The organism is Streptomyces sp. NPDC086080 (assembly GCF_044540255.1).
Lineage (GTDB): Bacteria > Actinomycetota > Actinomycetes > Streptomycetales > Streptomycetaceae > Streptomyces.
The window spans coordinates 57,742-78,925 of record NZ_JBITRU010000015.1 but is presented as its reverse complement, the minus strand read 5'-3'; the positions used below and the strand labels follow the sequence as shown (position 1 = coordinate 78,925).

21 protein-coding genes and 2 pseudogenes are annotated in these 21,184 nt (G+C 72.1%); 13 read left to right on the top strand and 10 right to left on the bottom strand.

Annotated elements, in window-relative coordinates:
* Positions 1 to 76 precede the first annotated feature (76 nt).
* Genes ACIF9R_RS19290 through ACIF9R_RS19255 form a run of 8 tightly spaced genes read left to right on the top strand, consistent with a single transcriptional unit; the run spans position 77 to position 8,138 of the window.
* The gene (locus tag ACIF9R_RS19290; RefSeq protein ID WP_399981312.1) at positions 77 to 625 is read left to right on the top strand and encodes a hypothetical protein; all 549 of its coding nucleotides are present in this window, start codon (positions 77 to 79) and stop codon (positions 623 to 625) included.
* Positions 622 to 1,788, top strand: coding sequence for a hypothetical protein (locus ACIF9R_RS19285; protein WP_399981310.1), 1,167 nt, complete (start codon positions 622 to 624; stop codon positions 1,786 to 1,788). The genes ACIF9R_RS19290 and ACIF9R_RS19285 overlap by 4 nt, the downstream gene beginning before the upstream one ends.
* Positions 1,789 to 1,795: 7 nt before the next feature.
* On the top strand, positions 1,796 to 2,845 hold the full coding sequence (locus ACIF9R_RS19280) for an NAD(P)/FAD-dependent oxidoreductase (protein WP_399981307.1): 1,050 nt from the start codon (positions 1,796 to 1,798) through the stop codon (positions 2,843 to 2,845).
* Positions 2,838 to 4,151: a CaiB/BaiF CoA transferase family protein gene (locus ACIF9R_RS19275; RefSeq protein WP_399981304.1), complete on the top strand. Its 1,314-nt coding sequence runs from the start codon at positions 2,838 to 2,840 to the stop codon at positions 4,149 to 4,151. The genes ACIF9R_RS19280 and ACIF9R_RS19275 overlap by 8 nt, the downstream gene beginning before the upstream one ends.
* A complete protein-coding gene (locus tag ACIF9R_RS19270; protein ID WP_399981302.1) occupies positions 4,148 to 5,284 on the top strand; it encodes an acyl-CoA dehydrogenase family protein in 1,137 nt (378 codons plus the stop codon). The genes ACIF9R_RS19275 and ACIF9R_RS19270 overlap by 4 nt, the downstream gene beginning before the upstream one ends.
* Positions 5,281 to 6,432: an acyl-CoA dehydrogenase family protein gene (locus ACIF9R_RS19265; RefSeq protein WP_399981299.1), complete on the top strand. Its 1,152-nt coding sequence runs from the start codon at positions 5,281 to 5,283 to the stop codon at positions 6,430 to 6,432. The genes ACIF9R_RS19270 and ACIF9R_RS19265 overlap by 4 nt, the downstream gene beginning before the upstream one ends.
* A 55-nt stretch (positions 6,433 to 6,487) precedes the next feature.
* Positions 6,488 to 7,264, top strand: a complete 777-nt coding sequence (locus tag ACIF9R_RS19260; protein WP_399981297.1) for an enoyl-CoA hydratase/isomerase family protein — start codon at positions 6,488 to 6,490, stop codon at positions 7,262 to 7,264.
* A 40-nt stretch (positions 7,265 to 7,304) separates the two neighbouring features.
* Complete coding sequence (locus ACIF9R_RS19255; protein WP_399981295.1) at positions 7,305 to 8,138, top strand: SDR family NAD(P)-dependent oxidoreductase; 834 nt, start codon at positions 7,305 to 7,307, stop codon at positions 8,136 to 8,138.
* On the opposite strand, the gene ACIF9R_RS19250 is transcribed toward ACIF9R_RS19255, so the two are convergent.
* Entirely contained in the window at positions 8,125 to 8,457 is a 333-nt protein-coding gene (locus tag ACIF9R_RS19250) for a hypothetical protein (RefSeq protein ID WP_399981292.1), read from the bottom strand. The genes ACIF9R_RS19255 and ACIF9R_RS19250 overlap by 14 nt on opposite strands.
* 6 nt (positions 8,458 to 8,463) lie before the next feature.
* Positions 8,464 to 8,925, bottom strand: a complete 462-nt coding sequence (locus ACIF9R_RS19245) for a hypothetical protein (RefSeq protein WP_399981290.1) — start codon at positions 8,923 to 8,925, stop codon at positions 8,464 to 8,466.
* Positions 8,926 to 8,993: 68 nt separating this feature from the next.
* Between ACIF9R_RS19245 and ACIF9R_RS19240 the strand changes: the two are divergent.
* From ACIF9R_RS19240 to ACIF9R_RS19230, 3 genes and pseudogenes are all read left to right on the top strand, one after another.
* Positions 8,994 to 9,128: pseudogene (locus ACIF9R_RS19240) on the top strand (MerR family DNA-binding transcriptional regulator); the annotation flags it as partial.
* Positions 9,129 to 9,799: 671 nt separating this feature from the next.
* Positions 9,800 to 9,946 (top strand): hypothetical protein, encoded by a 147-nt coding sequence (locus ACIF9R_RS19235; RefSeq protein ID WP_399981288.1) that lies wholly within the window; start codon positions 9,800 to 9,802, stop codon positions 9,944 to 9,946.
* A 166-nt stretch (positions 9,947 to 10,112) separates the two neighbouring features.
* Positions 10,113 to 10,738, top strand: a pseudogene (locus ACIF9R_RS19230) (thymidine kinase).
* Positions 10,739 to 10,904: 166 nt separating this feature from the next.
* Here ACIF9R_RS19230 and ACIF9R_RS19225 read toward each other — a convergent pair.
* The 4 genes from ACIF9R_RS19225 to ACIF9R_RS19210 form a co-directional block, all read right to left on the bottom strand.
* Positions 10,905 to 11,780 (bottom strand): PhzF family phenazine biosynthesis protein, encoded by an 876-nt coding sequence (locus ACIF9R_RS19225; RefSeq protein WP_399981286.1) that lies wholly within the window; start codon positions 11,778 to 11,780, stop codon positions 10,905 to 10,907.
* A gap of 60 nt (positions 11,781 to 11,840) precedes the next feature.
* Entirely contained in the window at positions 11,841 to 12,458 is a 618-nt protein-coding gene (locus ACIF9R_RS19220; RefSeq protein WP_399981283.1) for a hypothetical protein, read from the bottom strand.
* A 256-nt stretch (positions 12,459 to 12,714) separates the two neighbouring features.
* The gene (locus ACIF9R_RS19215) at positions 12,715 to 14,847 is read right to left on the bottom strand and encodes an SDR family NAD(P)-dependent oxidoreductase (protein ID WP_399981281.1); all 2,133 of its coding nucleotides are present in this window, start codon (positions 14,845 to 14,847) and stop codon (positions 12,715 to 12,717) included.
* A gap of 61 nt (positions 14,848 to 14,908) precedes the next feature.
* Complete coding sequence (locus ACIF9R_RS19210; RefSeq protein ID WP_399981278.1) at positions 14,909 to 15,634, bottom strand: TetR/AcrR family transcriptional regulator; 726 nt, start codon at positions 15,632 to 15,634, stop codon at positions 14,909 to 14,911.
* A 55-nt stretch (positions 15,635 to 15,689) separates the two neighbouring features.
* On the opposite strand from ACIF9R_RS19210, the gene ACIF9R_RS19205 reads away from it, so the two are divergent.
* Positions 15,690 to 17,126, top strand: a complete 1,437-nt coding sequence (locus tag ACIF9R_RS19205) for an MFS transporter (RefSeq protein WP_399981276.1) — start codon at positions 15,690 to 15,692, stop codon at positions 17,124 to 17,126.
* Positions 17,127 to 17,260: 134 nt separating this feature from the next.
* On the opposite strand, the gene ACIF9R_RS19200 is transcribed toward ACIF9R_RS19205, so the two are convergent.
* The 3 genes from ACIF9R_RS19200 to ACIF9R_RS19190 form a co-directional block, all read right to left on the bottom strand.
* Positions 17,261 to 17,881, bottom strand: a complete 621-nt coding sequence (locus ACIF9R_RS19200) for a DUF3455 domain-containing protein (protein WP_399981274.1) — start codon at positions 17,879 to 17,881, stop codon at positions 17,261 to 17,263.
* A gap of 235 nt (positions 17,882 to 18,116) precedes the next feature.
* Positions 18,117 to 18,332, bottom strand: a complete 216-nt coding sequence (locus ACIF9R_RS19195) for a DUF397 domain-containing protein (protein WP_399981271.1) — start codon at positions 18,330 to 18,332, stop codon at positions 18,117 to 18,119.
* Positions 18,329 to 19,276, bottom strand: a complete 948-nt coding sequence (locus ACIF9R_RS19190) for a helix-turn-helix domain-containing protein (protein ID WP_399981268.1) — start codon at positions 19,274 to 19,276, stop codon at positions 18,329 to 18,331. The genes ACIF9R_RS19195 and ACIF9R_RS19190 overlap by 4 nt, the downstream gene beginning before the upstream one ends.
* A 280-nt stretch (positions 19,277 to 19,556) precedes the next feature.
* Between ACIF9R_RS19190 and ACIF9R_RS19185 the strand changes: the two genes are divergently transcribed.
* Positions 19,557 to 20,006, top strand: a complete 450-nt coding sequence (locus ACIF9R_RS19185) for an ATP-binding protein (RefSeq protein ID WP_399981266.1) — start codon at positions 19,557 to 19,559, stop codon at positions 20,004 to 20,006.
* Here ACIF9R_RS19185 and ACIF9R_RS19180 read toward each other — a convergent pair.
* Complete coding sequence (locus tag ACIF9R_RS19180; protein WP_399981263.1) at positions 19,976 to 20,947, bottom strand: helix-turn-helix domain-containing protein; 972 nt, start codon at positions 20,945 to 20,947, stop codon at positions 19,976 to 19,978. The two genes, ACIF9R_RS19185 and ACIF9R_RS19180, sit on opposite strands and share 31 nt — an antisense overlap.
* Positions 20,948 to 21,184: the final 237 nt, after the last annotated feature.

Sequence of the window (21,184 nt, the reverse complement as noted above, 5' to 3'; positions counted from 1 at the left end):
TCGTAAGGTCTCTTGTACGTAACTTCCGGGATGCATATGATCCGCGTCACTGTATGCGGCGTCAAGGGAGGATGCGATGGGCGTCACGATCGTCAACCCGACCAGTTACGAGGCGGCCCCTCGCTCGGTCCCCCGGGTCACGGTCCCCGACCTGAACGGGCTGACCGTGGGCTTCCTCAGCAACAGCAAGATGAACGCCGACAAGGTACTCGAGGGTGTGGCCACGGCCCTGGTCGGCCGGTACGGGATCACGCCCCGGCTCTACGCGAAGCGGGTGCCGTCGATCGCGGCGACCGACGAGCTCCTCGACCAGGTCGCCGAGGAGTGCGACGCCGCCGTGGTGGCGATGCTCGACTGTGGCTCCTGCGCGTCCTGGGCGGTGGCGGACATGGCCGCGCTGGCGGCCCGGGGACTTCCGGTGTGCGGCACGGCGTCCACCCAGTTCGAGGGCTTCTCCCGCCAGGTCCTCGCCATCCAGGGCGCGGACGCGCTCGGGCTGGCCGTCGTCGCCCACCCGGTCGGCGGGATCCCCCCGCAGGAGGCCTTCGAGCGCGTCAACCCCCTGGTCGTCGGCGACGTCGTCTTCGCCCTCACCACCGAGATCGTCAAGGAGAGCCCCGCGTGACCGCCACCGAAGCGACGGACCTCATCGAGATCGCCGACGCCCACGACGAGGACGCCGCCGCCGAACAACTGCACAGGTGGGGCTGGACCGACGGGCTGCCCGTCGTCGTACCGACCCCCGAGCGGGTGGAACGCTTCCTCGCCGCCGCGACCCACGACCCGGACGCCTCCCTCGGACCGATCGCGCCGCGCGGCGCGGACCTCACGCTGCGCGCGCTGGCCGCGAACGCGGTGATGGCCGGTGCTCTGCCCGCGTACATGCCGGTCCTGGAGGCAGCCGTGGTCGCCATGCGGCAGCCCGACTTCAACCTGTACGGCATGCAGATGACCACGCACCCGTGCGCGCTGATGGTCCTCGTCCAGGGCCCCCTCGCGGGCGAACTGGGCATCGCGTCCGGCGCCGGCTGCATGGGTTCCGGGTTCCGCGCCAACGGCTCGATCGGCCGCGCGGTCCGTCTCGTCGCCATGAACATCGGCGGCGCCCGGCCCGGCGAGGGCGAGGTCGCCGGTGACATCGACCGGGCGACCCAGGGCACACCCGCCAAGTGGTCGTTCTGCTTCGCCGAGAACCAGGCGGACAGCCCGTGGCCGTCGTTCGCCTCTCAGCTGCCGTGGACCGGGGAGGACGGCTTCGACCCCGCCGACAACCTGGTGACGGTGGCCGCCGTGGAGGGGCCGCACAACATCAACGACCACCAGTCGTCGACCGGCGAGAACCTGCTGATGACGATGGCGGCGACCATGTCGACACCGGGCGCCAACACGGCGTACCGCGGCGGTGACCAGTTCCTCGCGATCGGCCCCGAGCACGCGCGGGTCCTCGCCGACTCGGGTCTGTCGCGGCGCGACGTCCAGCAGTACCTGTACGAGCACGCCCGCGTCGACGCGACCCGGGTCGGCCGGGAGAAGCTGGAGGAGGCCAGCCTGTGGGGCGGCTACCGGCTGAGGCTGGAGGAGTGGGGCCACCGGGTGCCGATCGCGCGGGCACCGGAGGACATCCGGATCGTCGTCGCGGGCGGAACGGGCAAGCACTCCGCCTGGATGCCGACGTTCGGCGCGACCTGGAGCCAGACCGTACGGCTGCCGCGCGACGCGGGCGGCGACTTCGTGGTCGCCCCGCTGAACGAGGCGGCGAGCTGGTCGAACGACATGGAATCGGAATGAGGGTCCGGTGAGCATCTGGGCCAACGTGGCCGCCGTGCCCCAACTCCCCACGGGCATCGTCGACTCGGTGGTGGTCGGAGCGGGCCCGGCCGGCTGGACCGCCGCGATCTACCTGGCGCGGGCGTGCGCCGAACCGCTCGTCCTCACCGGCACGGCACCCGGCGGACAGCTGATGGACACCGGGGTGGTCGAGAACTTCCCCGGTTTCCCGGACGGCATCGACGGCCCCGAACTGATGGCCAGGATGCGGGAACAGGCCGAACGGGCGGGGGCGAGGGTCTTCGGCCTGGACGCCGAGGAGATCCGGTACGCGACGGTCCGGTACGGGACGGACGGCTCGCCCTCGCACGAGGGCGCGCGTGAGGCCGAACACGAGAACGTACGTGACGCCGTGCACGAGATCGTCACCGCCGAGGGCACCGTCCGCACCCGTACGGTCGTCCTGGCGACCGGGTCGCGGCCGCGCCGCCTCGGACTGCCCGGCGAGGGCGAGTTGGGCGGCAACCGCGGCATCGCCTATTGCGCGGTGTGCGAGGCCCCGCTGTTCAAGGGCCGGGACGTCGCGGTCGTCGGCGGCGGGGACAGTGCGATGGAGGAGGTGCTGGCACTTGCCAGGTACGCCCGGCGGGTCCGTCTGATCCACCGCGGCGAACGGTTCCGGGCCGCCCCGGTGCTGCTGCGGCGGGTACGGGCCCTCCCCAACGTCGAGATCACCACCGGCTGCGTCGTCCGCGAGCTGCGGCGGGGCGCCGACGGTCACCTGTCCGGGGTGGGCGTCGAGCGCACGGCGACCGGGGAGGTCACCGAACTCCCCGTCCAGGGACTGTTCGTGGCGATCGGGCACACTCCGAGGATCCGCCTGGCCGAGGGGGTCCTGCCGTCGACGGCCTCCGGCCACCTGCACACCACCGGCCCCGGCGGGGCCACCTGCCTGCCCGGCGTCTTCGTCGCCGGTGACGTCGCCGACGCCCGGTTCCGGCAGGCCGTCACCGCGGCCGGCGCGGGGTGCGCCGCCGCCCTGGAGACCACACGCTATCTGGAGGCCGTCCATGCATGACCGGCAGACGCACGACCAGCGGACGCACGACCAGCGGACGCACGACCGGCAGACGCACGACCGGCAGACGCACGACCGGCAGACGCACGACCAGCGGACGCACGACCAGCAGGACCGGCAGGTACAGGACGGGCAAGCGCAGGACCGGCCGGCCGGACCGCTGGCCGGGGTGCGGGTCGTCGACCTGACCCGGGTGGTGATGGGGCCGCTGGCGACCCAGATCCTCGCCGACCAGGGCGCCGACGTGGTGATGATCGAGGCGGCCGGCGGGGACACCAACCGGGTGATGGGCCCGGGCCCCGCACCGCAGTTCTCCGGGCTGGCGCTCAACATCCTGCGCAACAAGCGCTCCGTGTCGGTGGACCTCAAGGCCCCCGAACAGGCTGCGGTCGTCCGGGAGTTGATCGCCGGTGCGGATGTGGTGGTCGCCACCATGCTGCCCGGCACACTGCGCCGCCTCGGCCTGTCCTACGACGCGGTACGGGAACTCAACCCGGAGATCGTGTACTGCCAGGCGCAGGGCTGGCCGCTGGGTTCGGAGGCGGAGGACTTCCCCGCGTACGACGACATCATCCAGTCGGCCGTCGGGGTCGGCGACATGATGCACCGGGCCGCCGGGGAACCGACGTTGCTGCCGACGATCCTCGCGGACAAGGTGTGCGGTCTCGCGATCGCTCAGGCGGTGACCGCCGCTCTCCTCCACCGTGCCCGCACCGGGCAGGGCCAGCACGTCGAGGTGCCGATGGTGCAGACGATGACCGCGTTCATGCTCGCCGAGCACGGCGCGGGCGCGATTCCCGAGCCACCGACCCCGCAGGGCGACCTGCCCGCGACCGGCTACCCGAGGGTGATGACCCCGGAGCGCAGGCCGCAGCAGACCGCCGACGGCTGGATCCAGATCCTTCCCTACCACCCGAAGCACTTCTTCGCCATCTTCACCGAGGCCGGCGAGACCCATCTGCTGAAGGACCCGCGGTTCGCGGACCTCGCCTCGGCGATCAGGCACGCGCCGGAGCTGTATCCCCTGATGCGGGAGATCGTGAAGCGGCGTACGACCCGGGAGTGGCTGGACTTCTGCCGGGGAGCCGGGATCCCGGCCGTGCGGATGGCGACGCTGCAGGACCTCGTCGACGACCTGCCGTCGGCCGAGCACCCCGTCGCGGGCACGTACCGCCTGCTGCCGCCCATGGCGAACTTCTCCCGCACGCCCGCGACCGTGCGCCGTCCCGCGCCCGCCGTCGGCGAGCACACCCAGGAGGCGCTGGTCGGCGGGCCGGTCTGGACCGACGTAAGGAACCCCGCATGAGCCGCATCCAACTGACGGCGACCGAACTCACCGCGTCCGAACGCGCGTTGCAGCGTGAGGTTCGCGAGTGGCTGGACGAGCGTCTGCCGGAGGGGAGTCACCCGGTCGGGCTCGGCATGGTCGGCGCCTTCGACCCGGAGTTCTCCCGCGACCTGGGCGCCAGGGGCTGGCTCGGGATGAACCTGCCGAAGGAGTACGGCGGAGGCGGCCGCACGGCGGTCGAACGCCTGGTGGTCGTCGAGGAGTTGCTGGCACGCGGAGCGCCGGTCGGGTTCCACTGGGTGGCTGACCGGCAGTCCGGGCCGAGCATCGCCCTGCACGGCACGGAGGAACAGAAGCACGAGTTCCTGCCGCGCATCGCCGCCGGGGAGGTCTCCTTCGCGATCGGCATGTCCGAGCCGGACTCCGGTTCCGACCTCGCCTCGATCAAGTCCAAGGCGGAGCCCGTGGACGGCGGTTGGGTGATCAAGGGAAGTAAGATCTGGACGTCGGGCGCCCATCTGGCCGACTACGTCCTGGGGTTGTTCCGCACGGGCGACGACAAGCACGCCGGCCTCACGCAGTTCATCATCGACCGGCAGACCGAGGGACTGACCGTCTCACCGATCACGTTCATCGACGGCGAGGACCACTTCTGCCTGCTGACCTTCGAGGACGTCTTCGTACCGGACTCGCGGCGGCTCGGCGAGGTCGGCTGGGGCTGGATGCAGAACCAGGAGGAACTGGTCCTCGAACGCGGTGGCGTGGACCGCTGGATGTCGGCGATGCCGGTGCTCGAACGGTGGGTCCGGCGCGAGTTGGACAACGACTCGACGCTGCTGCGGGCCGACATCGCCGGCATCACCGCCCGCTGCTGGGCCTTCCACGGCATGTCGCTCGCGGTGGCCCGGATGGTGGACGCCGGTCAGCTCCCGAAGACGGAGGCGGCGCTGGTCAAGGACATGGCCACCCGGTTCGAGCAGGAGTGCGTGGAGATCGTCGTACGGCACCTCGGGCGCATGCCCGACCTGGGGTCCGACGACCCCTTCGAGGCACTCCTCGCCACCGCGGTGCTGGACAAGCCGTCCTGGACCATCCGCGGCGGCACCACGGAGATCCTGCACACTCTGATCGCGAGGGAGCTGAGCCGGTGAGCGACGCCGTGCAGAACACAGCCGCGGCGGCCGGGGCGGACGCCTCGAAGGACGCCGAGGTCGATGCCGCCATGGCCGCCGCGAACCACGTGGCCGACCTGGTGGACCGGCTCTTCGCCGACAAGGCGGGCCACGACGTCGTGCTCGCCGCCGAGAACGCGCCGCTGTCGAAGACGCTCTGGGACGCGGTCGCGGGCCCGGGTCTGCCGTGGATCGGCATCGACGAAGCCGCGGGCGGGTCGGGAGGCTCGCTCACCGACGTGGTCACGCTCCTCACGGCCGCCGGACGGCACGCCGTACCGCTGCCGCTGCTCGAGCACCATCTGGCCCTGTGGCTGGTCACGGTGTCCGGCGGACGGGTCGAGGGCACCGGCGCCTGGACGGTCGCGCCGCCCGCCGGGGCGTGCCCCGCGGCGGGGCTGGCCCTTACGGGGACCACCGTGACCGGCACCCTGCGCGATGTCGCGTGGGGGCGTTCGGCGGAGTGTGTCGTCGCCCTCCTGGTGACCGACGACGGGACGAAGGCGCTGGTGCTGGACCCGGCCGACGCCACGGTCACGCACGGCCACGACATCGCGGGCCAGCCCCGCGATGTGCTGACCTTCGAGGAGGTCCCCGCCGACATCCTGCCCTGCCCGGTCACGGTGGACGAACTCGCCCAGCGAGGCGCGGTGTTGCGGGCAGCCCAGATGGCCGGCGCGATGACCGCGGTCCACGGGCTGACCCAGCGGTACACCGCCGAGCGCGAGCAGTTCGGCCGACCGATCGGGAAGTTCCAGTCGGTGCGGACGCATCTGGTCCACCTGGCCCAGATGGCGGTGATGACGCAGGTGAGCGTGGACCGCGCGGCGGCCGCGCTGGAGGCGGCCCACGGGTCGGCATCGGGCCGCGACGCGTCCTTCGCCGCGTACGCCGCCAAGCTGCTGGCCGACCAGAACGCGGCCGTGAGCATCAAGGCCGGACACCAGGCGCACGGCGCGATCGGTATGACCCGGGAGTACGCCCTCCAGGACTACACCCGCCGGCTCAACGCCTGGCGCGGTGACTGGGGCACCGAGCACGCACTGGCGGACCGCATCGGCGCGGCGGTCGCCCGCGCGGGACGCATCGCGACGCTCGTCACGGACGAGGGAGCGCTGTCCGTATGAACGGGATGCCGTATGGACGAGGTGACCGGGAGCACGACGTGAACGAGGTGACCCGATGAACGACATGACCGGCGCGGTCACTGTGGATCTCCTCGACGGCCATGTCGCCGTCGTGGAGACGCACGACCCGCCCGCGAACTTCTTCGACCGCGACGTCCTCGCGGCGGTCGCGGACGCCGGTGAGCGGGCCGCCTCCGAAGGGGCGCGGGCGATCGTGCTCTGCTCGGAGGGCCGCCACTTCTGTGCGGGGGCACGGCTGGCCGACGCCACCGGTGCCCTGGACCCGCGGGCCTCGGCCGCCGCCGTCTACGAGCAGGCGGTCCGTATCTTCCGGTGGGAGATCCCGGTGGTCGCGGCCGTGCAGGGTGCGGCCGTGGGCGGCGGACTCGGTCTCGCCTGCGCGGCCGACTTCCGGGTCGCTGGACTGAAGGCGCGCTTCGAGGCCAACTTCGCCCGCCTGGGCTTCCACTGCGGTTTCGCGCTGAGCCTGACCCTGCCAAGGATCGTCGGGCAGACCCGCGCGGAACTGATGCTGTACACCGGCCGGCCGGTGCGCGGCGCGGAGGCGTACGACGCCGGTCTGGCCGACCGGCTGACGGAACTCGGCGAGGAACGCGCCGTCGCCCTGGAACTGGCCCGCGACCTGGCGAGCGCCGCCCCGCTGGCGGTCCGCTCGATGCGGGCGACGATGCGCGCCGGTCTCCTGGACCGGCTCGAGTCCGCGCTGGAGCACGAGCTCGACGAACAGGAGCGGCTCTGGCGCACCGAGGACGCCGCCACCGGCATCACGGCGTCGTTGGAACGCCGTGACCCCGTCTTCCACGGAAGATGACCACCCCCGACTCTCTCACCCGCACCTCAGGAGGCACCGGATGACCCAGCGCGTTGTGATCAGCGGGCTCGCCGACGGCATGGGCCGCCGGACCGCCCTGCTCCTCGCCGACCAGGGCGTGTCGATCGCCGGCTTCGACGTGGACCAGGCAGGGCTCGAATCCCTGGGCAAGGAACTCGACGCCAAGGGCGTCGACCACCACCTGGTGCCCCTGGACATCCGCGACCGGGCGGCGGTCCGGGCGTTCCGCGACGACGTCCTGGAGAAGTGGGGGCACGTCGACACGGTGATGTCCAACGTCGGCGTCCCCTTCTTCGGCCCGTTCGAGGAGGTCGACCTCGACGCAGCCCTGCGCGCCTTCGAGATCAACGTGATCGGCGCCGCGGCCCTCTTCCAGTCGTTCGTCCCCGGCATGCGCGAACGCCGCCAGGGCAAGCTGGTCGCGGTCGCCTCGCTCGTCGGACGGATCCCGTTCCCCTTCGAGTCGATCTACTCCTCCACCAAGTTCGCCGTCGAAGGCCTGGTGCAGTCCCTGAAGTTCGAGGTGGAGCCGTACGGTATCCAGGTCGCCCTCATCGAACCGGCCCAGGTGTCCACGGGGTTCGCGAAGAAGGCCCTCAAGCTGCCGTCCGAGACGTCCCCCTACTACGAGCGGGCGATGCGTTTCATCGAGCGCGACAACGAACTCGTCAGCAAGGCGACCACCCCCGAGCAGGCGGCCGCGAAGATCGCCGCCGTGGTCCTCGCGAAGAAGCCGAAACTGTTCAACCAGGTCGACCGGATGAGTTCGCTCTTCTTCTTCCTCAACCAGCACCTGCCGACCAGGGTCCGCGACGCGATCCTGCTGAACCACATGGGCATCAGGAACCGTTGACCTCACCCCGTTGGTCGTTGTCGGTCAGACCTGCGGAGAGCGCCTGAGCGGAACTCCCGGAACGTTCTGCCGGGACACGACAGCGCCGAGGGGTGGAGGTGCCGAGGACGCGTCCCGACGCGCGCGCCCACGCGACGAGTTCGGGCTCGTCCAGGCTGGCGCCCGGCCGGTCGTGGTCGAGCCGGGGCCCCGGAAGGGACGGTGCGACCGCCACGTGGAGTCCGGCGGTCCGCGCGGTGGCGACGCTGGTGGCCGAGTCCTCGAAGGCGACGGCGTTCGCCGGGGCGACTTCGAGCGCCCAGCGAGGCCTCGGCCCCATGAGCCCCTACAGTCGGAGGACCCCGCGCAGGGGCCGGCCGGCGCCGAGGACCGTATCCCGGATCGGGTCCGTCATCTCCCGTGTGTGGAAGGTGACCTTGACCCGGCGGTGCCTGCCGTCGGGACCCCGCTCGGTCCTCCACTCCACGTACACGGCGGACGCGTAACCGCGCCCGTACTCGCACTCGTGCTCGCCGAACCCATGCCTGTGCCAGCTCTCGTGAAGGACCCGGACCTCCCGCCGGTCCGCGTCCAGACGCATCGAGGACTTCAGCCGCACGCCCATCCCCGGAAGGTCGCACTCCGTTACCAGGTCCGCCTTCTCGTCGGGCCGCGCGTGGCGGACGCGGTACACCGTTCCGGTCTCGCCGACCGCGAGCAGCGCGGCCCGCACCTCCTCGCGAGGCCATGCCTCGACACCGTCACCGGGACGGGCGGTCCCCGTCAACCTGTCCCACAGCTTGCCCACGTGCGGCCCTCTACCGTCATCCCTCGTCCCGCCCAACGTACTTGACCCTCACGGTGACGTGATACCGCATGATCGGTGCCGTGGAGGAGCTGGACGAGACGAGGGTGGAGTTCATCGAGGAGCACCTGACCGTGGGACGCGTGGCCGAGCTGGCCGGGGTGAGCGTCCGCACGCTGCATCACTACGACGAGATCGGCCTCCTGACGTCGTTGCGGTTGCCGCCAGTGGTGATTGCTGCCGGCCTTGCCCCGGTCCACCGAGGACGGACCGGTGGCAGGCCCGCCCTTCCTCGCGCGGATGTGGCTGGAGTCGACCGCTGCACCACCGAGGACTCCCGCCCGCGCGCGACCCCCGCACGACACACGGCACCCCGGCACGCCCGCCAGCGTGCACATCCCGTGCACAATCGCGCGGGAACTCCCGGGAACCCGCAGGTCGAAGCGGGAAGTCGTCCCGCACGTAAAACGGCCCCGCCCCAGGGAAATCCCCAGGTCAGAGCCGTAAAGGCAGACGAGTCGGGCTGTACGCCGGGTACAGCGCGAGCAGCCTTCGCCCGCGGCTCCCGCCGATGGCGTGTCATTCCCCGTCGGGCCTCAGCCGCAAAGAGATCGAGACCTGAGTCCGGCGACCTCGAAGCGGCCCGTGAGTGCATCACGACGGCACTGGACAGGGACCCAGGCGAGGTCGTCGATCCGCCGGGCGGCGGTCCTCGTGCTGCGACCCACGGGGATCACAGCACGAAGGCCATCCATCTCACGGCTGTCCCCGCCGCTCGTTCACGCCGGAGTTCAAGGCCGAGGTCGTCGAGCCGCCCCGACGCGGTGACCGCTCGGCCGGTCAGGTTGCCGAGGACTTCGACCTGACCGGGACCGCAGTGCGGGACCGGGTCAAGCAGGCCGAGGTCGACGCGGGCGAGCAGGATGGCCTGACCAGCGACGAACGCGATGAGCCGGCCCGGCTGGGGCGGAAATTCGAGAAGGTGACGGGCAACGGCTGGGAAGATCGCGTCGTTCTGATCTGAGGCGCTCCTGCGGGTCTGGGTTGAGGCCCCTGCCGTCACGTCGACGTTGTCTGAGGCGGACCTTCCGGTTCACGATCTACGGCTGCTGTTGCCGGGATGTGACCGCCGACGTGGGGTATTGAGTCCACACCCGCGACTCCGGGGCGACCGCGAGAACGACGGAGCCCTGCATGGTGGATGGTCAAGCAAAAAGACGCTGGCTCTCCAGATCGAGCACAACCGTTCGGCACGCGGCCTGATCGGCATGATCTTCACCCGCGACGACCGGGCCGGCGAGGGCAGGCTCTCCTCCCGCCTCGGCCTGGTTACGGACGCGTGGAGGTCGGCGACAGCGCCGACCTGTACGCGTACCTCGTCGACCATCTCTCACGGGGCCGGCGCGCGGACTACGTCATCGCGGACGAGGCACAGTTCCTGGCGCCGGAGCAGGTCGACCAGCTCGCCCGCGTGGTCGACGACCTGGAACTCGACGTCTACGCCTTCGGCATCACCACCGACTTCCGCTCCAAGCTCTTCCCCGGCTCCCAGCGCCTGGTCGAACTCGCCGACCGTGTCGAGGTGCTCCAGGTCGAGGCCCTGTGCTGGTGCGGCGCCCGCGCCACGCACAACGCCCGCACAGTCGGCGGGGTCATGGTCGTCGAGGGCGCCCAGGTGGTCGTCGGCGATGTCACCGGCTCCGCGGACGAGATCGGCTACGAGGTCCTGTGCCGCCGCCACCACAGCCGCCGCATGACGGCCGCGACGGCCCGCGCGGCGGCACTGTCCCCGGACGTGCTGCCCGTCACTCACTGACGGACAGCCTCGTCGAGCCCGTCGCCCGGGGCCGGGCCTACGCCGACGCTTCCGTCGGGGGCAGCCGGGAGGCGCAGACGGAAGAGCGGACACCGGCTGCCACGCGACCCTGGCTCTCCCGCTGCCGGCGACGTCCGTGCCCCGCACGGCCGTCACGACCGGTGCGTCACCCGATGCGGACTCCCGCGCCGCCGACCCGGACCCGCCGGTCACCCGCGCGCAGCGTCACCGTGAGCTCCCCCGGCCGGCCCATGTCCTCGCCCTGGCGCAGGGTGAGGACGGCGTCCTCGGGGACCAGGCCGAACTCACGGACGTAGGCACCGAACGCGGCGGCCGCGGCGCCGGTCGCCGGGTCCTCGACGACACCGCCGACGGGGAACGGGTCACGGACGTGGAAGACGGCGGCCGACTCCCGCCACACCAACTGGACCGTGGTCAGGTCCAGGCGGTGCATCAGGGCTTCGAGGCGCGCGAAGTCGTACGCGAGGTCCGCGAGACGGGCGCGCGTCGCCGCCGCGAGCACGAGATGGCGGGCGCCGGCGAACGCGATCCGGGGCGGGAAGGCGGGGTCGAGATCGCCGGCCGGCCAGCCGAGCGCGGTCAGCGCCTCCGCCAGGTCGGCGTCGGCGATCTCCTCGATGTGCGGTTCGACGCTGGTGAGCGTGGCCCTGACCGTCCCGCCCTCCTCGGTCACCTCCACCGGCACGGTGCCGGCGCGCGTCGAGAACACCAGCTCCCCTGGCCCGATCCGCTCGGCCAGCGCGACGGCGGTCGCCACGGTGGCGTGGCCGCAGAACGGCACCTCGGCCTTCGGACTGAAGTAGCGAATGCCGTACTCCCGCCCCTCCCCGCCGCCGAGTCCCTCCGGGGGCGCGGTCAGGAACGCGGACTCCGAGTACCCGAGTTCGGCGGCGATGGCCAGCATGTCGGCCTCGTCAAGGCCGGTGGCGTCCAGCACGACACCGGCGGGGTTCCCGCCGTCGGGGGAGCTGGAGAAGGCGGTGTAGCGCAGCACCTCGGGCCGCGGCGGATGCGTGGTCATGCCTCCGCCAACATGAGGTGGGCCCCGGCTGTTCCCGCTGCCCGGCCCGGGCGGGGTGTCTCAGGCACCGAGATGCCCTCCGTCGCCCGTGCCGAGGAGAGGAACCGCGAGCCGGCGTTCGACGGCGCTGGGCAGGGCCGACCACAGCTCGGTACGCCGCCTCCGGTCCTCCGAGCCCTGGCGTTCGGTGCGGCGGATCCCGGGCACGGCCACCGCCAGGGCGGCCAGGGACAGGGCGAGCCCGGCCCCGAGGAGCACACCGGCGAGTACGGCGCCGTCGGCCACGGCGAACGGGAGAGCGAACCCGAGGCAGAGCGCGCAGAGTCCGCCGAGGATGGAAACCATCCACCACAGGGGCGTGAGCGGATGCTCGTCGCGCAGGTGGTCGGCCAGCTGACGGTCGGTGGGACGCCGCCGTGGGTGCTCTCCGGCGACCGCGAACAGCTCGGCGCGCCCGCGCAGCGCCCACACGGCGTGCGCTCCCACCCACACGACGGGCAGCACGAACAGCGTCACCAGCACCAGGACCGCCTGAACCGTCCGCGGCACCGACACCCAGCCCGCGGCGTCGCCGACCACGCACCCCACGGCGGCTCCCGCGACCACGGCACCCGCCGCACTCGTCGACACGAGCCATCGCCGGGCCGCGCGCACCCGGGCGCTGAGAGGGAACTCCATCGCGTCCAACGTCTTCTCCCATCGAGACCGAACGCACTGTACGCAGCCATGAGCCCGTACGGTCACCCGGGAAGCGGTACCGGCAGGCAGGAACAGAGCGGTCCCCGGCAGGACGGCCGCCGACGCCTCGCGCCCGCGCTGCTCCACCGGCGGGTCGGGAGGCACTGAGGCCGGTACGGCCCCGGGGGCCGCCCGAGGCGCGCATCGAGACCGGCGGTGCGTCGTCCGGTGCGCCGGAGACGGTCGGCGGCTCCGCTCAGTCCGCGCCTTCGTGCCTGCGCCGCAGCCCCTCGGCGAGCGGCGCCTTCGCGAACGCGCCCGCCGCGAGCCGGGACGCGACCGTCCGCCGTACGATCCGGTCCGTCAGCGCCGGCGCGTGCCGGGCCAGTGCCATCTCGGTCCGGCCCCGCCGGGTCGTCGCCACGTCGCGCGGCGCGTGCCGGGCCGTGACGGCGGAGACGACCGCCGACACCACCCCGTCGAGCGGCTCGGGCCTGGACACCCCGTCGAGCGACAGACCGGCCTCGCGGGTGCTGTCGTGGATCGGACTGCGCACCATGCTCGGGTACACGGTCGTCACCCCGACATGGGTGCCGACCTCCAGCCGCAGCGTGTCCGCGTAGGCGGCGAGCGCCCGCTTGGAGACTCCGTAGGCGGCCGCCAGCGGCAGCGGCAGCAGCGCCATCCGCGAGGCGATGAACACCACCCGCCCCCGGGCCCGTTCGAGATGCGGCAGCGCCGCCGCCGTCACCTCCCAGGCACCGAGCAGATTGAGCCGTAGCTGGGTGTGCACCTCCTCGGACGGCCGCAGTTCCGCGGGCGCGGGACCGCCCCGGCCGGCATTGTTGATCAGGATGTCCACGCCACCGCCGAGCAGCCGCACCGCCTCCTCGATGCCCTTGCTCACGGACTCGGGGTCGGTCAGGTCGCAGCCGACGACGGGCACCGGCCCCGTCTCGTCCGCCACCAGGTCCAGCCCGACCACCTCGGCGCCGAGTTCGCCGAAGCGCGCCCCGAGCGCCCGCCCGAAGGTCCCCGCGGCCCCCGTCACGATCACCCGCCGCCCCGCGAGGGAGCGCGCGGCGCCCCGCCTGTGCGCGAGATCCCGCGCCACCTGGCGCAGGTAGCGGTCCACGTCGATCCGCATGTGCGGACGCCTGGCGCCCCACCGCTCCCGCGCGGCGTGCAGTTCCGAGGTGACCGCAGTCAGCATCCGGTCCCGGTGCGGCCTGCGCAGCCGCCCGGACAGGTACGCGGCCAGCAGCCGTCCCTGCGCCTCTACGACCGGCAGCGCCGAGCCCGTCGACTGCATGAGCCCCACGAAGGAGAGCGCGGGCTCGTCGAGCGGGAACACATGCCGGTACAGCGGCAGCCGCGCCGGGTCGGGGACCAGCTCCGGGTCGAGGAAGGGAACGGTCGCCCGGTACCCCGTACACCACAGGACGTGGTCCACCTCGTCCTCGCGCCCGTCCGTGAAGCACACCCGGCGCCCCTCGAAGCGTTCGATGCCCGCCCGTACGCCGATCCTCCCGGCCGCCACCAGCGCCGGAACCGTGTCGCTCAGCGTCGGGTGGTCCTGGAGCACCCCTTCGGGGGAGGGCGGCAGCGCCGGCCCCTCGCCGCCCCGGCCGGCCAGCCGCAGCATCGCCTGGGAGACCCGCTGGCGCAGCCGCCACGGCAGTACGGCGGCGAGCGCGCCGTTCCACTGGTCGGTGGGCCGGCCCAGCAGCCGCTTGGGCAGCACCCACACCCCGCGCCGGGCCGATATCAGCACCTCGCCCGCCTGCCCGACCAGTTCCGTCGCGATGTCCATCGCGGAGTTGCCGGTGCCCACGACGAGCACCCGGCGCCCGGCGAACTCGGCGGGCTCCCGGTACGTGTGCGCGTGCGAGGACGTGCCCTCGAAGGTTCCCGGGTACGGCGGTTCGGGCAGGCGCGGCGTGTGGTTGTGCCCGTTCGCGACCACCAGGTGCGCGACGGACTCCTCGTACGGGCCGTCGGGGCCTTCCAGTTCGAGCAGCCAGCCCTCCTCGGTGCGCCGCGCGGCGACGAGTTCCGTGCCCATGCGGTAGTGCGGCGTGACGCCGAAACGCTCCGCGTACCCCCGCACGTACGACAGGAGTTGGGCGCGGGAGGGGTAGTCGGGCCACTCCGGCGGCATCGGGTGGTCGCTGAACTCGGTACGCGGCTTCGACGTGTTGAGCCGCAGTCCCTCGTACGCGGCGGTGTCGTCGGAGAGCCGCCACAGTCCGCCCAGCTCCTCGGCGCGTTCCAGGCCGACCACCTCGACGCCCGCCTCCAGCAGCGCCTTGACCGCCGCGATGCCCGCGACCCCGCCCCCGACGACGGCCACCCGCCCCGGCAGCGCCGTGTCCCGCCCTGCGCCCATCGCCCGCGCCCTTCCGCCAGCCGAACATGTCCATCGAGCTAATCCAACGTGCGACGGATTATTACGTCACTTCCGGCGCCGGCACCAGCCCCTGCTCCCCGCCGGCCGGCGGCGGGCCGTAGAGGGCGTCCAGGAATCGGCGCACCCAGAGGCGGAACTCGTACCGCTCACGCTCCCGCTCGGCGGGGGAGGCCGCCGCCAGCGCGGTGACATGGCCGTGCGCCGCCCACACCAGGCTGCGCACCGTGACATGCGGGGTCGTCTCCCGCACCGTCCCCGCGTGGGCGGCCTCCAGCAGGGCGCGCTCGACCTCGCCGTACAGCGGCAGCGCGTAGGCCCGGTCCAGGCCCGTACCGCGCGTGGGGTCGAGCCAGCGGCGCAGCCACAGGAAGGTGGTGTGCGGATGTTCCTCCAGGAAGTCCACGAAGCCCTCCGCGAGGGCCCGCAGTGCAGCGGCCAAATCCGTCCCGTCGCCCGTCGCCGCCCTCCGAAGCTCCGCCACCAGCGGGGCGAGCGCCGCCCGTTCCGCCTCGTGCACCCGCTCGAAGCAGGCGTCGTACAGGGCGTCCTTCGCCGGGAAATGGTGGTGCAGGCTCGACACGTCGATGCCCACCCGCGCCGCGATGTCCCGCAGCGAGGTCCCCTCCGGCCCTCGCGCGGCGAACAACGCCGTCGCCTCCCGCAGGATCAGCTCACGCGTGGAGGGCCCCTCCCGCTCCGCGCGCCTGGGCCTGCCCGGACCGCGCCGGGCGGGCCGTTCCTCGGGTGTCCGACCGTTCTTCCTCATTCGGCACAGTCTGGCTAGGATCCGCAGACCTCGCAATCAAGCACCTGAGGGATTCATGAACGCCGTCACAGGATCCGAAGCCCCTCCCCCCGGACACCGGGCCCCCGCCGCCGACGGGGCCGACGGTGACGGCACCGATGTGCCCCGTCCCGCGCTCCTGCGCTATGCCCTCGGCTCGGCCGGCATGGGCGTCTACGTCACCGTCCCCGGCCTGCTGCTCCTGTACTTCCTCACCGACACCCTCGGTGTGACCCCCTGGCTGGCCGGACTGGCGCTGCTACTGCCGAAGGCCGTGGACATCGTCCTCCACCCCTTCGTCGGCTCCCTCTCCGACCGGGAACGCGCCCGGCGGGGCACCAGGCTGCGGCTCCTGGCGGCGGGCTGCGCCCTCGCCCCGGCGTTCGTCGCGCTCTTCGCGGTGCCGGGGCCCGTCGCCGACCACCCCTGGGCGGCCGCCATCTGGGTCGCCGGCTGGTTCGTGGTCGCCAACGCCCTCTTCGCCGCCTACCAGGTCCCGTACCTGGCCACGCCCACCGACATGACGGTCGGGTACCACGGCCGCACCCGTGTGCTCTCCTTCCGCATGGTGGTCCTCACCGTGGGCATCCTGGTCGGCGGCGCACTGGCCCCGCTCCTGGCGGGGGAGGGCGACTCGGTCATCCGGTACGCGGTCATGGCCCTCGTCCTCGGCGCCTTCATGGTGGTCTTCCAGATAGTCGGTATCGGTGGCGTCCGCGACCTCCTGCCCACCGAGCCGCGGCGTGAAGCTCCGGGCGGCCCGGAGTCGGAGCGGACGGCACACGGGTCGGCCCTGGCCCAGGTACGGGACGTCCTGCGCGCCAACCCGTCCTTCCGCGTCCTGGTCCTCGCCTACCTCCTCGTCTCCACCACGACCCACCTCGTCCTCGCCGGCCTGCCCTATTACGCGCGGCACGAACTGGGCCGCCCCGGCTTCACCACCGTCCTGATGGCCGCGTTCGTGGCCCCCGCCCTGCTCACCACCCCCCTGTGGTTCCGCCTCTCGCGCGGCTGGGGCAAACAGCGCTGCCTGCTGCTGTGCCAGGCCTTCTTCATCGCCGGAGCACTCGGCCTGGCCGCCGGGGACGTGGCGGGCATCGCGCTCCCGCTGCTCTGCACCCTGCTCCTCGGGGTGAGCTTCGCGGGCCTTCAGCTCTTCCCGTTCTCGATGGTCCCGGACACCGTCCGCTCAGCGGGCACCAGCGAGATCGAACGGACCGGCGCCTACACGGGAGTGTGGACCGCGACGGAGTCCACGGGCGCCGCGGCCGGCCCCTACCTGTACTCGGCCGCCCTCGCCCTCGGCGGATACGCCGCCGCGCGGGCCGGTGAGGACGTCACGCAGACCGGCGCCGCCCACACCGCCATCCTCCTGGGCTTCACGGTCCTGCCCGCCCTCCTGATGGCGGCAGCCCTCGCGGTCCAGTCCCGCTACCGCCTCGACGCGCGGATGACGCGGACCACCGGACCCTGACGGGGGTCAGCCCAGCACGGCGGGACCGCGATGCCACTCGACCGGGCAGCCGCGGACCGTGCCGAACGGCTCTCGGAAGCGCGACGCGGTGGGGCCCCGACCGGGACCCCACCACGCTTGTTCCGCACCTGTGTCTATTCCTTGATGAACACGTACTCGGCCTTGTAGGGAACCGATGCCGTGGGGTTCGCCTCGCGGTCGCACGTCCCGGCGGGGGCGACACCGCCGACCGTCTTGAGACGCAGGATCCGGGTGACGCCCGCCAGAAGCCCCTCGGACTCACCGCTCTGCGTGGCGGTGAGTTCCAGCAGGGGGATGTTCCCCTCACCGTTGGGCGTCCTGCTGACGACCGTGCCGGTGACGGCGCTGCCGTCACGGGCGATCCACTGGGGCGGACCCGCGGACGGCGTCACGAACGAGTGCTTGATACCGCGGGCGAGCCGGGCCGTCACATTGTCCTGGGCGTACGCGAAGCTGCCGTCGTCCTGCTCGGCGCACCGGTAGATCTGGCTGCCGGTGATCACGCGCGCGTGGATCTCCTTCCCGGTCGAGCGAGGGCCGCCCGGTCGGCCTGGGCCACGGTGCTTGTCACCGCCCCTCGCTTGCTCCGCCCGGACCTCGGTGGCCTTCTCCTCGTCCCCGAGGCTGGCATGGGCCATCTGCGGCAGGACCGTCAGGCTCAGCCCGGCCGTCACGGCGACGCCGATGAGCCCCGCTCCGATCTTTCCGCGTCGGGCACGGATGCCTCTCGACATGTGTTCCCTCCTGGATCTGCTTCCCGGCGTGTGCTCTGACGCACTGAGAACGTCCCGGGCACCCGGCGGGCTCACCCTTGGGAAGCGGAGGAAAATCACAGATCACCCGGCGAACCGGCGGACCCCGCAGACCGTTGTTCACGCCTGTTTCCCGTGAAGGGGATTCCGGAGAACCGACCTGAGAGCCCTGCCGACCGAGGGCTCGGCCGACAGGGCTCTCATGACCGTACGAGCGTCAGACGAACCGCTCCGACGAGGCCGGCCCGACGAATCCCGCCCATGCGTCACGCGACACCGTGAGCATGGGCCCGGCGACGGCCTTCGAGTCTCGGACGTGCACAACTGCCGTAGTGGGCGCGACCTCTACACAATCACCGCCCTCGGTTCCGCTGTAGCTGCTCTTGAACCAGGCCAGGCGGGAGGCGACGGTCGAGGACTCAGCGTTGTTCATAGCGATCCCAGCACCCCTTCGATGAGCTCCAGCGACTCTCGCGGACTGAGAGCCTGCGATCGGATAATCCCATAGCGGGCGGCAGCCAGAACCCCTTGCTCCGGGTCGGTCTGCAGAGAGCCGACCCCCTGTGCCTCGGCGTACACGAACTTCTTGCCGTCCTTGCGCGTGACGACAGTGAACGGCCCGTTCACACCAGCATTGTCCTCGCGGTCGATCGGCATGACCTGAATCTCGACGTTGCGCTTCTGACCGATCAACACCAGGTGCTCCAACTGCCCACGCAGCACGGACTTGCCTCCGTAAGGTCGCCGCAGGATCGCCTCGTCGAGTACGAAGCTCAGCAGCGGGGCGGGCCGACGATCAAAGATGTCCCGCCGAGCCAGCCGTGCCGTCACTCGCTGCTCGACGGTTTCCTCGTCCAGGGGAGGCCGCCTCATGGCGAGCAGCGCCCTCATGTACTCCTCAGTCTGAAGTAGCCCTTTGACCACCAGGGTGTCGTAGGCGACCAGCTCAACGGCCTCCTTCTCCAGCCTCGCCATCCCCTGAAAGAACACCGGGTACTGAGCCCGCTCCACCTGCTCCTTCCACAGGCACAACAACCCGCCCGCCCCCAGCACCTCATCCGCCCGCTCGATCGCCCGGGGTGTCGGAATCCTCCGCCCCTGCTCGAACGAGGCGATGGTGGAGGCGGAGTACCCGAGCCGCCGCCCGAACTCCTCGCGCTCCAGCCCTTCCCGCATGCGCAGCGTCTTCATGGTCTGCCCGAACGCGACCACGACACCCCGCGTCGCCTGGTCCTCCGGCCGCTGCCCGGTCCCGTCGTCGTTGTCCCACCCGTCCCCGAGACTCACGACCGCCGCCGCGGCTCCCGAGCCGCCGTCGTCACCGTTCTCACGCTGCCCGGGTACTGCCCCGGCCTCAACGCCTTCGCGCTCCGCCATGTCACCACCGCCTCTTCCGTTCAACGCCCCCACAAGGGACGCCGTCACGGCGCGCAGCTCCGACTCGTGCGTACAACACGGGTACAGCCGCCCCCTGTCACTGCGTCACCACTGTTCACGCTACGCGACCGGCGGGACGGTGGAGGGTGTGACGACGAAACCCATCAATCCCGCCGACATCACCGGAACCACGGAAAGCGCCGAAAACACGGAAACCGAGCAATACGCCCCTCCCTGCACCCCCTTGGAGATGCCCCCACCCCCTGCCCGATCCTTCGCGATGCGCTTCACCTCCACCCCCAGAGGCGCCCGCCTCGCCCGCCACCTCGCGGCCGCACGTCTGGACGCCTGGGGCATCCCGTACGGCACCGACCCGCACGACGCGATCGTGCTGATCGTCGGGGAACTCACCGCGAACGCCGTGCAACACGGCCATGTCCCCGGCCGGGACTTCCACTTCCTCCTCCAGGTGGCCCCCGACGGCCGCACCGTACGCGTGGAGGTCACCGACACCCGCACCGAACGCCACCCCTGCCGCCCCGTCGCCAGGGAGGAGCAGGCCGCGACCGCTGAGGCCGGCCGCGGCCTGCTCCTCGTGTCGCTGCTCGCGACCCGCTGGGGCTGGCACCCGCGCCCGGACGGCCCGGGCAAGACCGTCTGGGCGCAGCACACGCTTCCGTCCCGGTCCCCGGAGCCCCGTCAGTCCTCCCGGGTGATCAGGAACATTTGATCGTCGCCCGCGGGCTTGGCGCAGGGTTCCGCCTTGAGCGCCGCGCCCGTCTCCTTCGCACCCCCGTCGATGCCCACGCACAGCCTGCCGTCCCGTGCCGATCGCAGACGCCACCGGTCCTTGCCGTCGGCCTCGTCGATGTGGAACCACTGGGAGGCCCCGCCGGCGCCGCAGTCGTCCCAGGGTTCGAGCGTGCCCTGGAACGGGCCGTCGCTCAGGACGGTGAGGCAGCCGGGGCCGAACCGCGGGTGGTGGAACTGGATCTGGTAGCGGCCGTCGGCCGCCCGCCGGAGGTAGGTGCGCGGCGGAACGGCCTCCGCGCAGGGGCGCTGCACCGCGAGCAGTTTCGACTCGCCGGTGCCATCCATGCGGACGTCCCCGTCGGTCAGGCACAGGTCGGGAGCGCGCGCCGGGCGGACGCGTGAGAATCCTGGGGCCGGTCCCGAAGTCGGCGATGTCGCCGCCCTGTTCGCGGTCGGGTCGTCCCCCTCGTTCTCCGGCAGCAGCACGATCGTGCCGATGGCGAGCAACGCGACCGTGCCGAGTGAGGCCATCGCCGCCGAGTAGGCGGTTCTTCTACGGCCGTGGACCGGGGACTCCGGCGGCGGGCCGGGAGAGTCCGTCTCCGGATCCGTGTCCGTCCCGTCGGGGGAGGGGACCTCCCCGGCCGCCAGCCGCTCCCGGGCCGCGAGCCATTCCGGTAGCTCCTGCTCGGCACCGCACGCCCGGACCAGTGCGGTGACCAGTTCCGCGCGCGGCAGGGCGTCTCGCCGCAGCATGTCCGCCAGAGTGCTGCGCGCCAGCACGTCGTTGCGCTCGGCGGCCCGTTGCTCAAGCTGACGCAGGGTCAGCCCACTGCGTTCCTTCAGCGTCCGCAGCAGGGCGACGTACTCGCCCGCCGACCGCGCATCCGCGGGGTTCACGCCCCCCGAGACCACCATGCGGTCATTGTCGTCACGCTCGTCACAACGGGCAAGCGATTACCGGACGTTGTCGGACAGCGGGGAGGCGCTGTCCGGGTATGCCGCTGACCAGGCCGGACAGGCGTCGTCTGTCCCGGACACCGGGAACCGTTGCCGGACAAGATCCCCGCGGCCAAGACTCAGGTGCTGCCGCCGCACACCGAGCCCACGGGGGTGGACCGGAGACCGCGCGGCCACGCAACTCAATTCGTCCCG

Coding starts and splice junctions, on each gene's coding strand:
- ACIF9R_RS19290 (WP_399981312.1), top strand. CDS start 77: ATGGGCGTCACGATCGTCAACCCGACCAGTTACGAGGCGGCCCCTCGC.
- ACIF9R_RS19275 (WP_399981304.1), top strand. CDS start 2,838: ATGCATGACCGGCAGACGCACGACCAGCGGACGCACGACCAGCGGACG.
- ACIF9R_RS19270 (WP_399981302.1), top strand. CDS start 4,148: ATGAGCCGCATCCAACTGACGGCGACCGAACTCACCGCGTCCGAACGC.
- ACIF9R_RS19260 (WP_399981297.1), top strand. CDS start 6,488: ATGAACGACATGACCGGCGCGGTCACTGTGGATCTCCTCGACGGCCAT.
- ACIF9R_RS19255 (WP_399981295.1), top strand. CDS start 7,305: ATGACCCAGCGCGTTGTGATCAGCGGGCTCGCCGACGGCATGGGCCGC.
- ACIF9R_RS19250 (WP_399981292.1), bottom strand. CDS start 8,457: ATGGGGCCGAGGCCTCGCTGGGCGCTCGAAGTCGCCCCGGCGAACGCC.
- ACIF9R_RS19225 (WP_399981286.1), bottom strand. CDS start 11,780: ATGACCACGCATCCGCCGCGGCCCGAGGTGCTGCGCTACACCGCCTTC.
- ACIF9R_RS19220 (WP_399981283.1), bottom strand. CDS start 12,458: ATGGAGTTCCCTCTCAGCGCCCGGGTGCGCGCGGCCCGGCGATGGCTC.
- ACIF9R_RS19215 (WP_399981281.1), bottom strand. CDS start 14,847: ATGGGCGCAGGGCGGGACACGGCGCTGCCGGGGCGGGTGGCCGTCGTC.
- ACIF9R_RS19210 (WP_399981278.1), bottom strand. CDS start 15,634: ATGAGGAAGAACGGTCGGACACCCGAGGAACGGCCCGCCCGGCGCGGT.
- ACIF9R_RS19205 (WP_399981276.1), top strand. CDS start 15,690: ATGAACGCCGTCACAGGATCCGAAGCCCCTCCCCCCGGACACCGGGCC.
- ACIF9R_RS19200 (WP_399981274.1), bottom strand. CDS start 17,881: ATGTCGAGAGGCATCCGTGCCCGACGCGGAAAGATCGGAGCGGGGCTC.
- ACIF9R_RS19195 (WP_399981271.1), bottom strand. CDS start 18,332: ATGAACAACGCTGAGTCCTCGACCGTCGCCTCCCGCCTGGCCTGGTTC.
- ACIF9R_RS19190 (WP_399981268.1), bottom strand. CDS start 19,276: ATGGCGGAGCGCGAAGGCGTTGAGGCCGGGGCAGTACCCGGGCAGCGT.
- ACIF9R_RS19185 (WP_399981266.1), top strand. CDS start 19,557: ATGCGCTTCACCTCCACCCCCAGAGGCGCCCGCCTCGCCCGCCACCTC.
- ACIF9R_RS19180 (WP_399981263.1), bottom strand. CDS start 20,947: ATGGTGGTCTCGGGGGGCGTGAACCCCGCGGATGCGCGGTCGGCGGGC.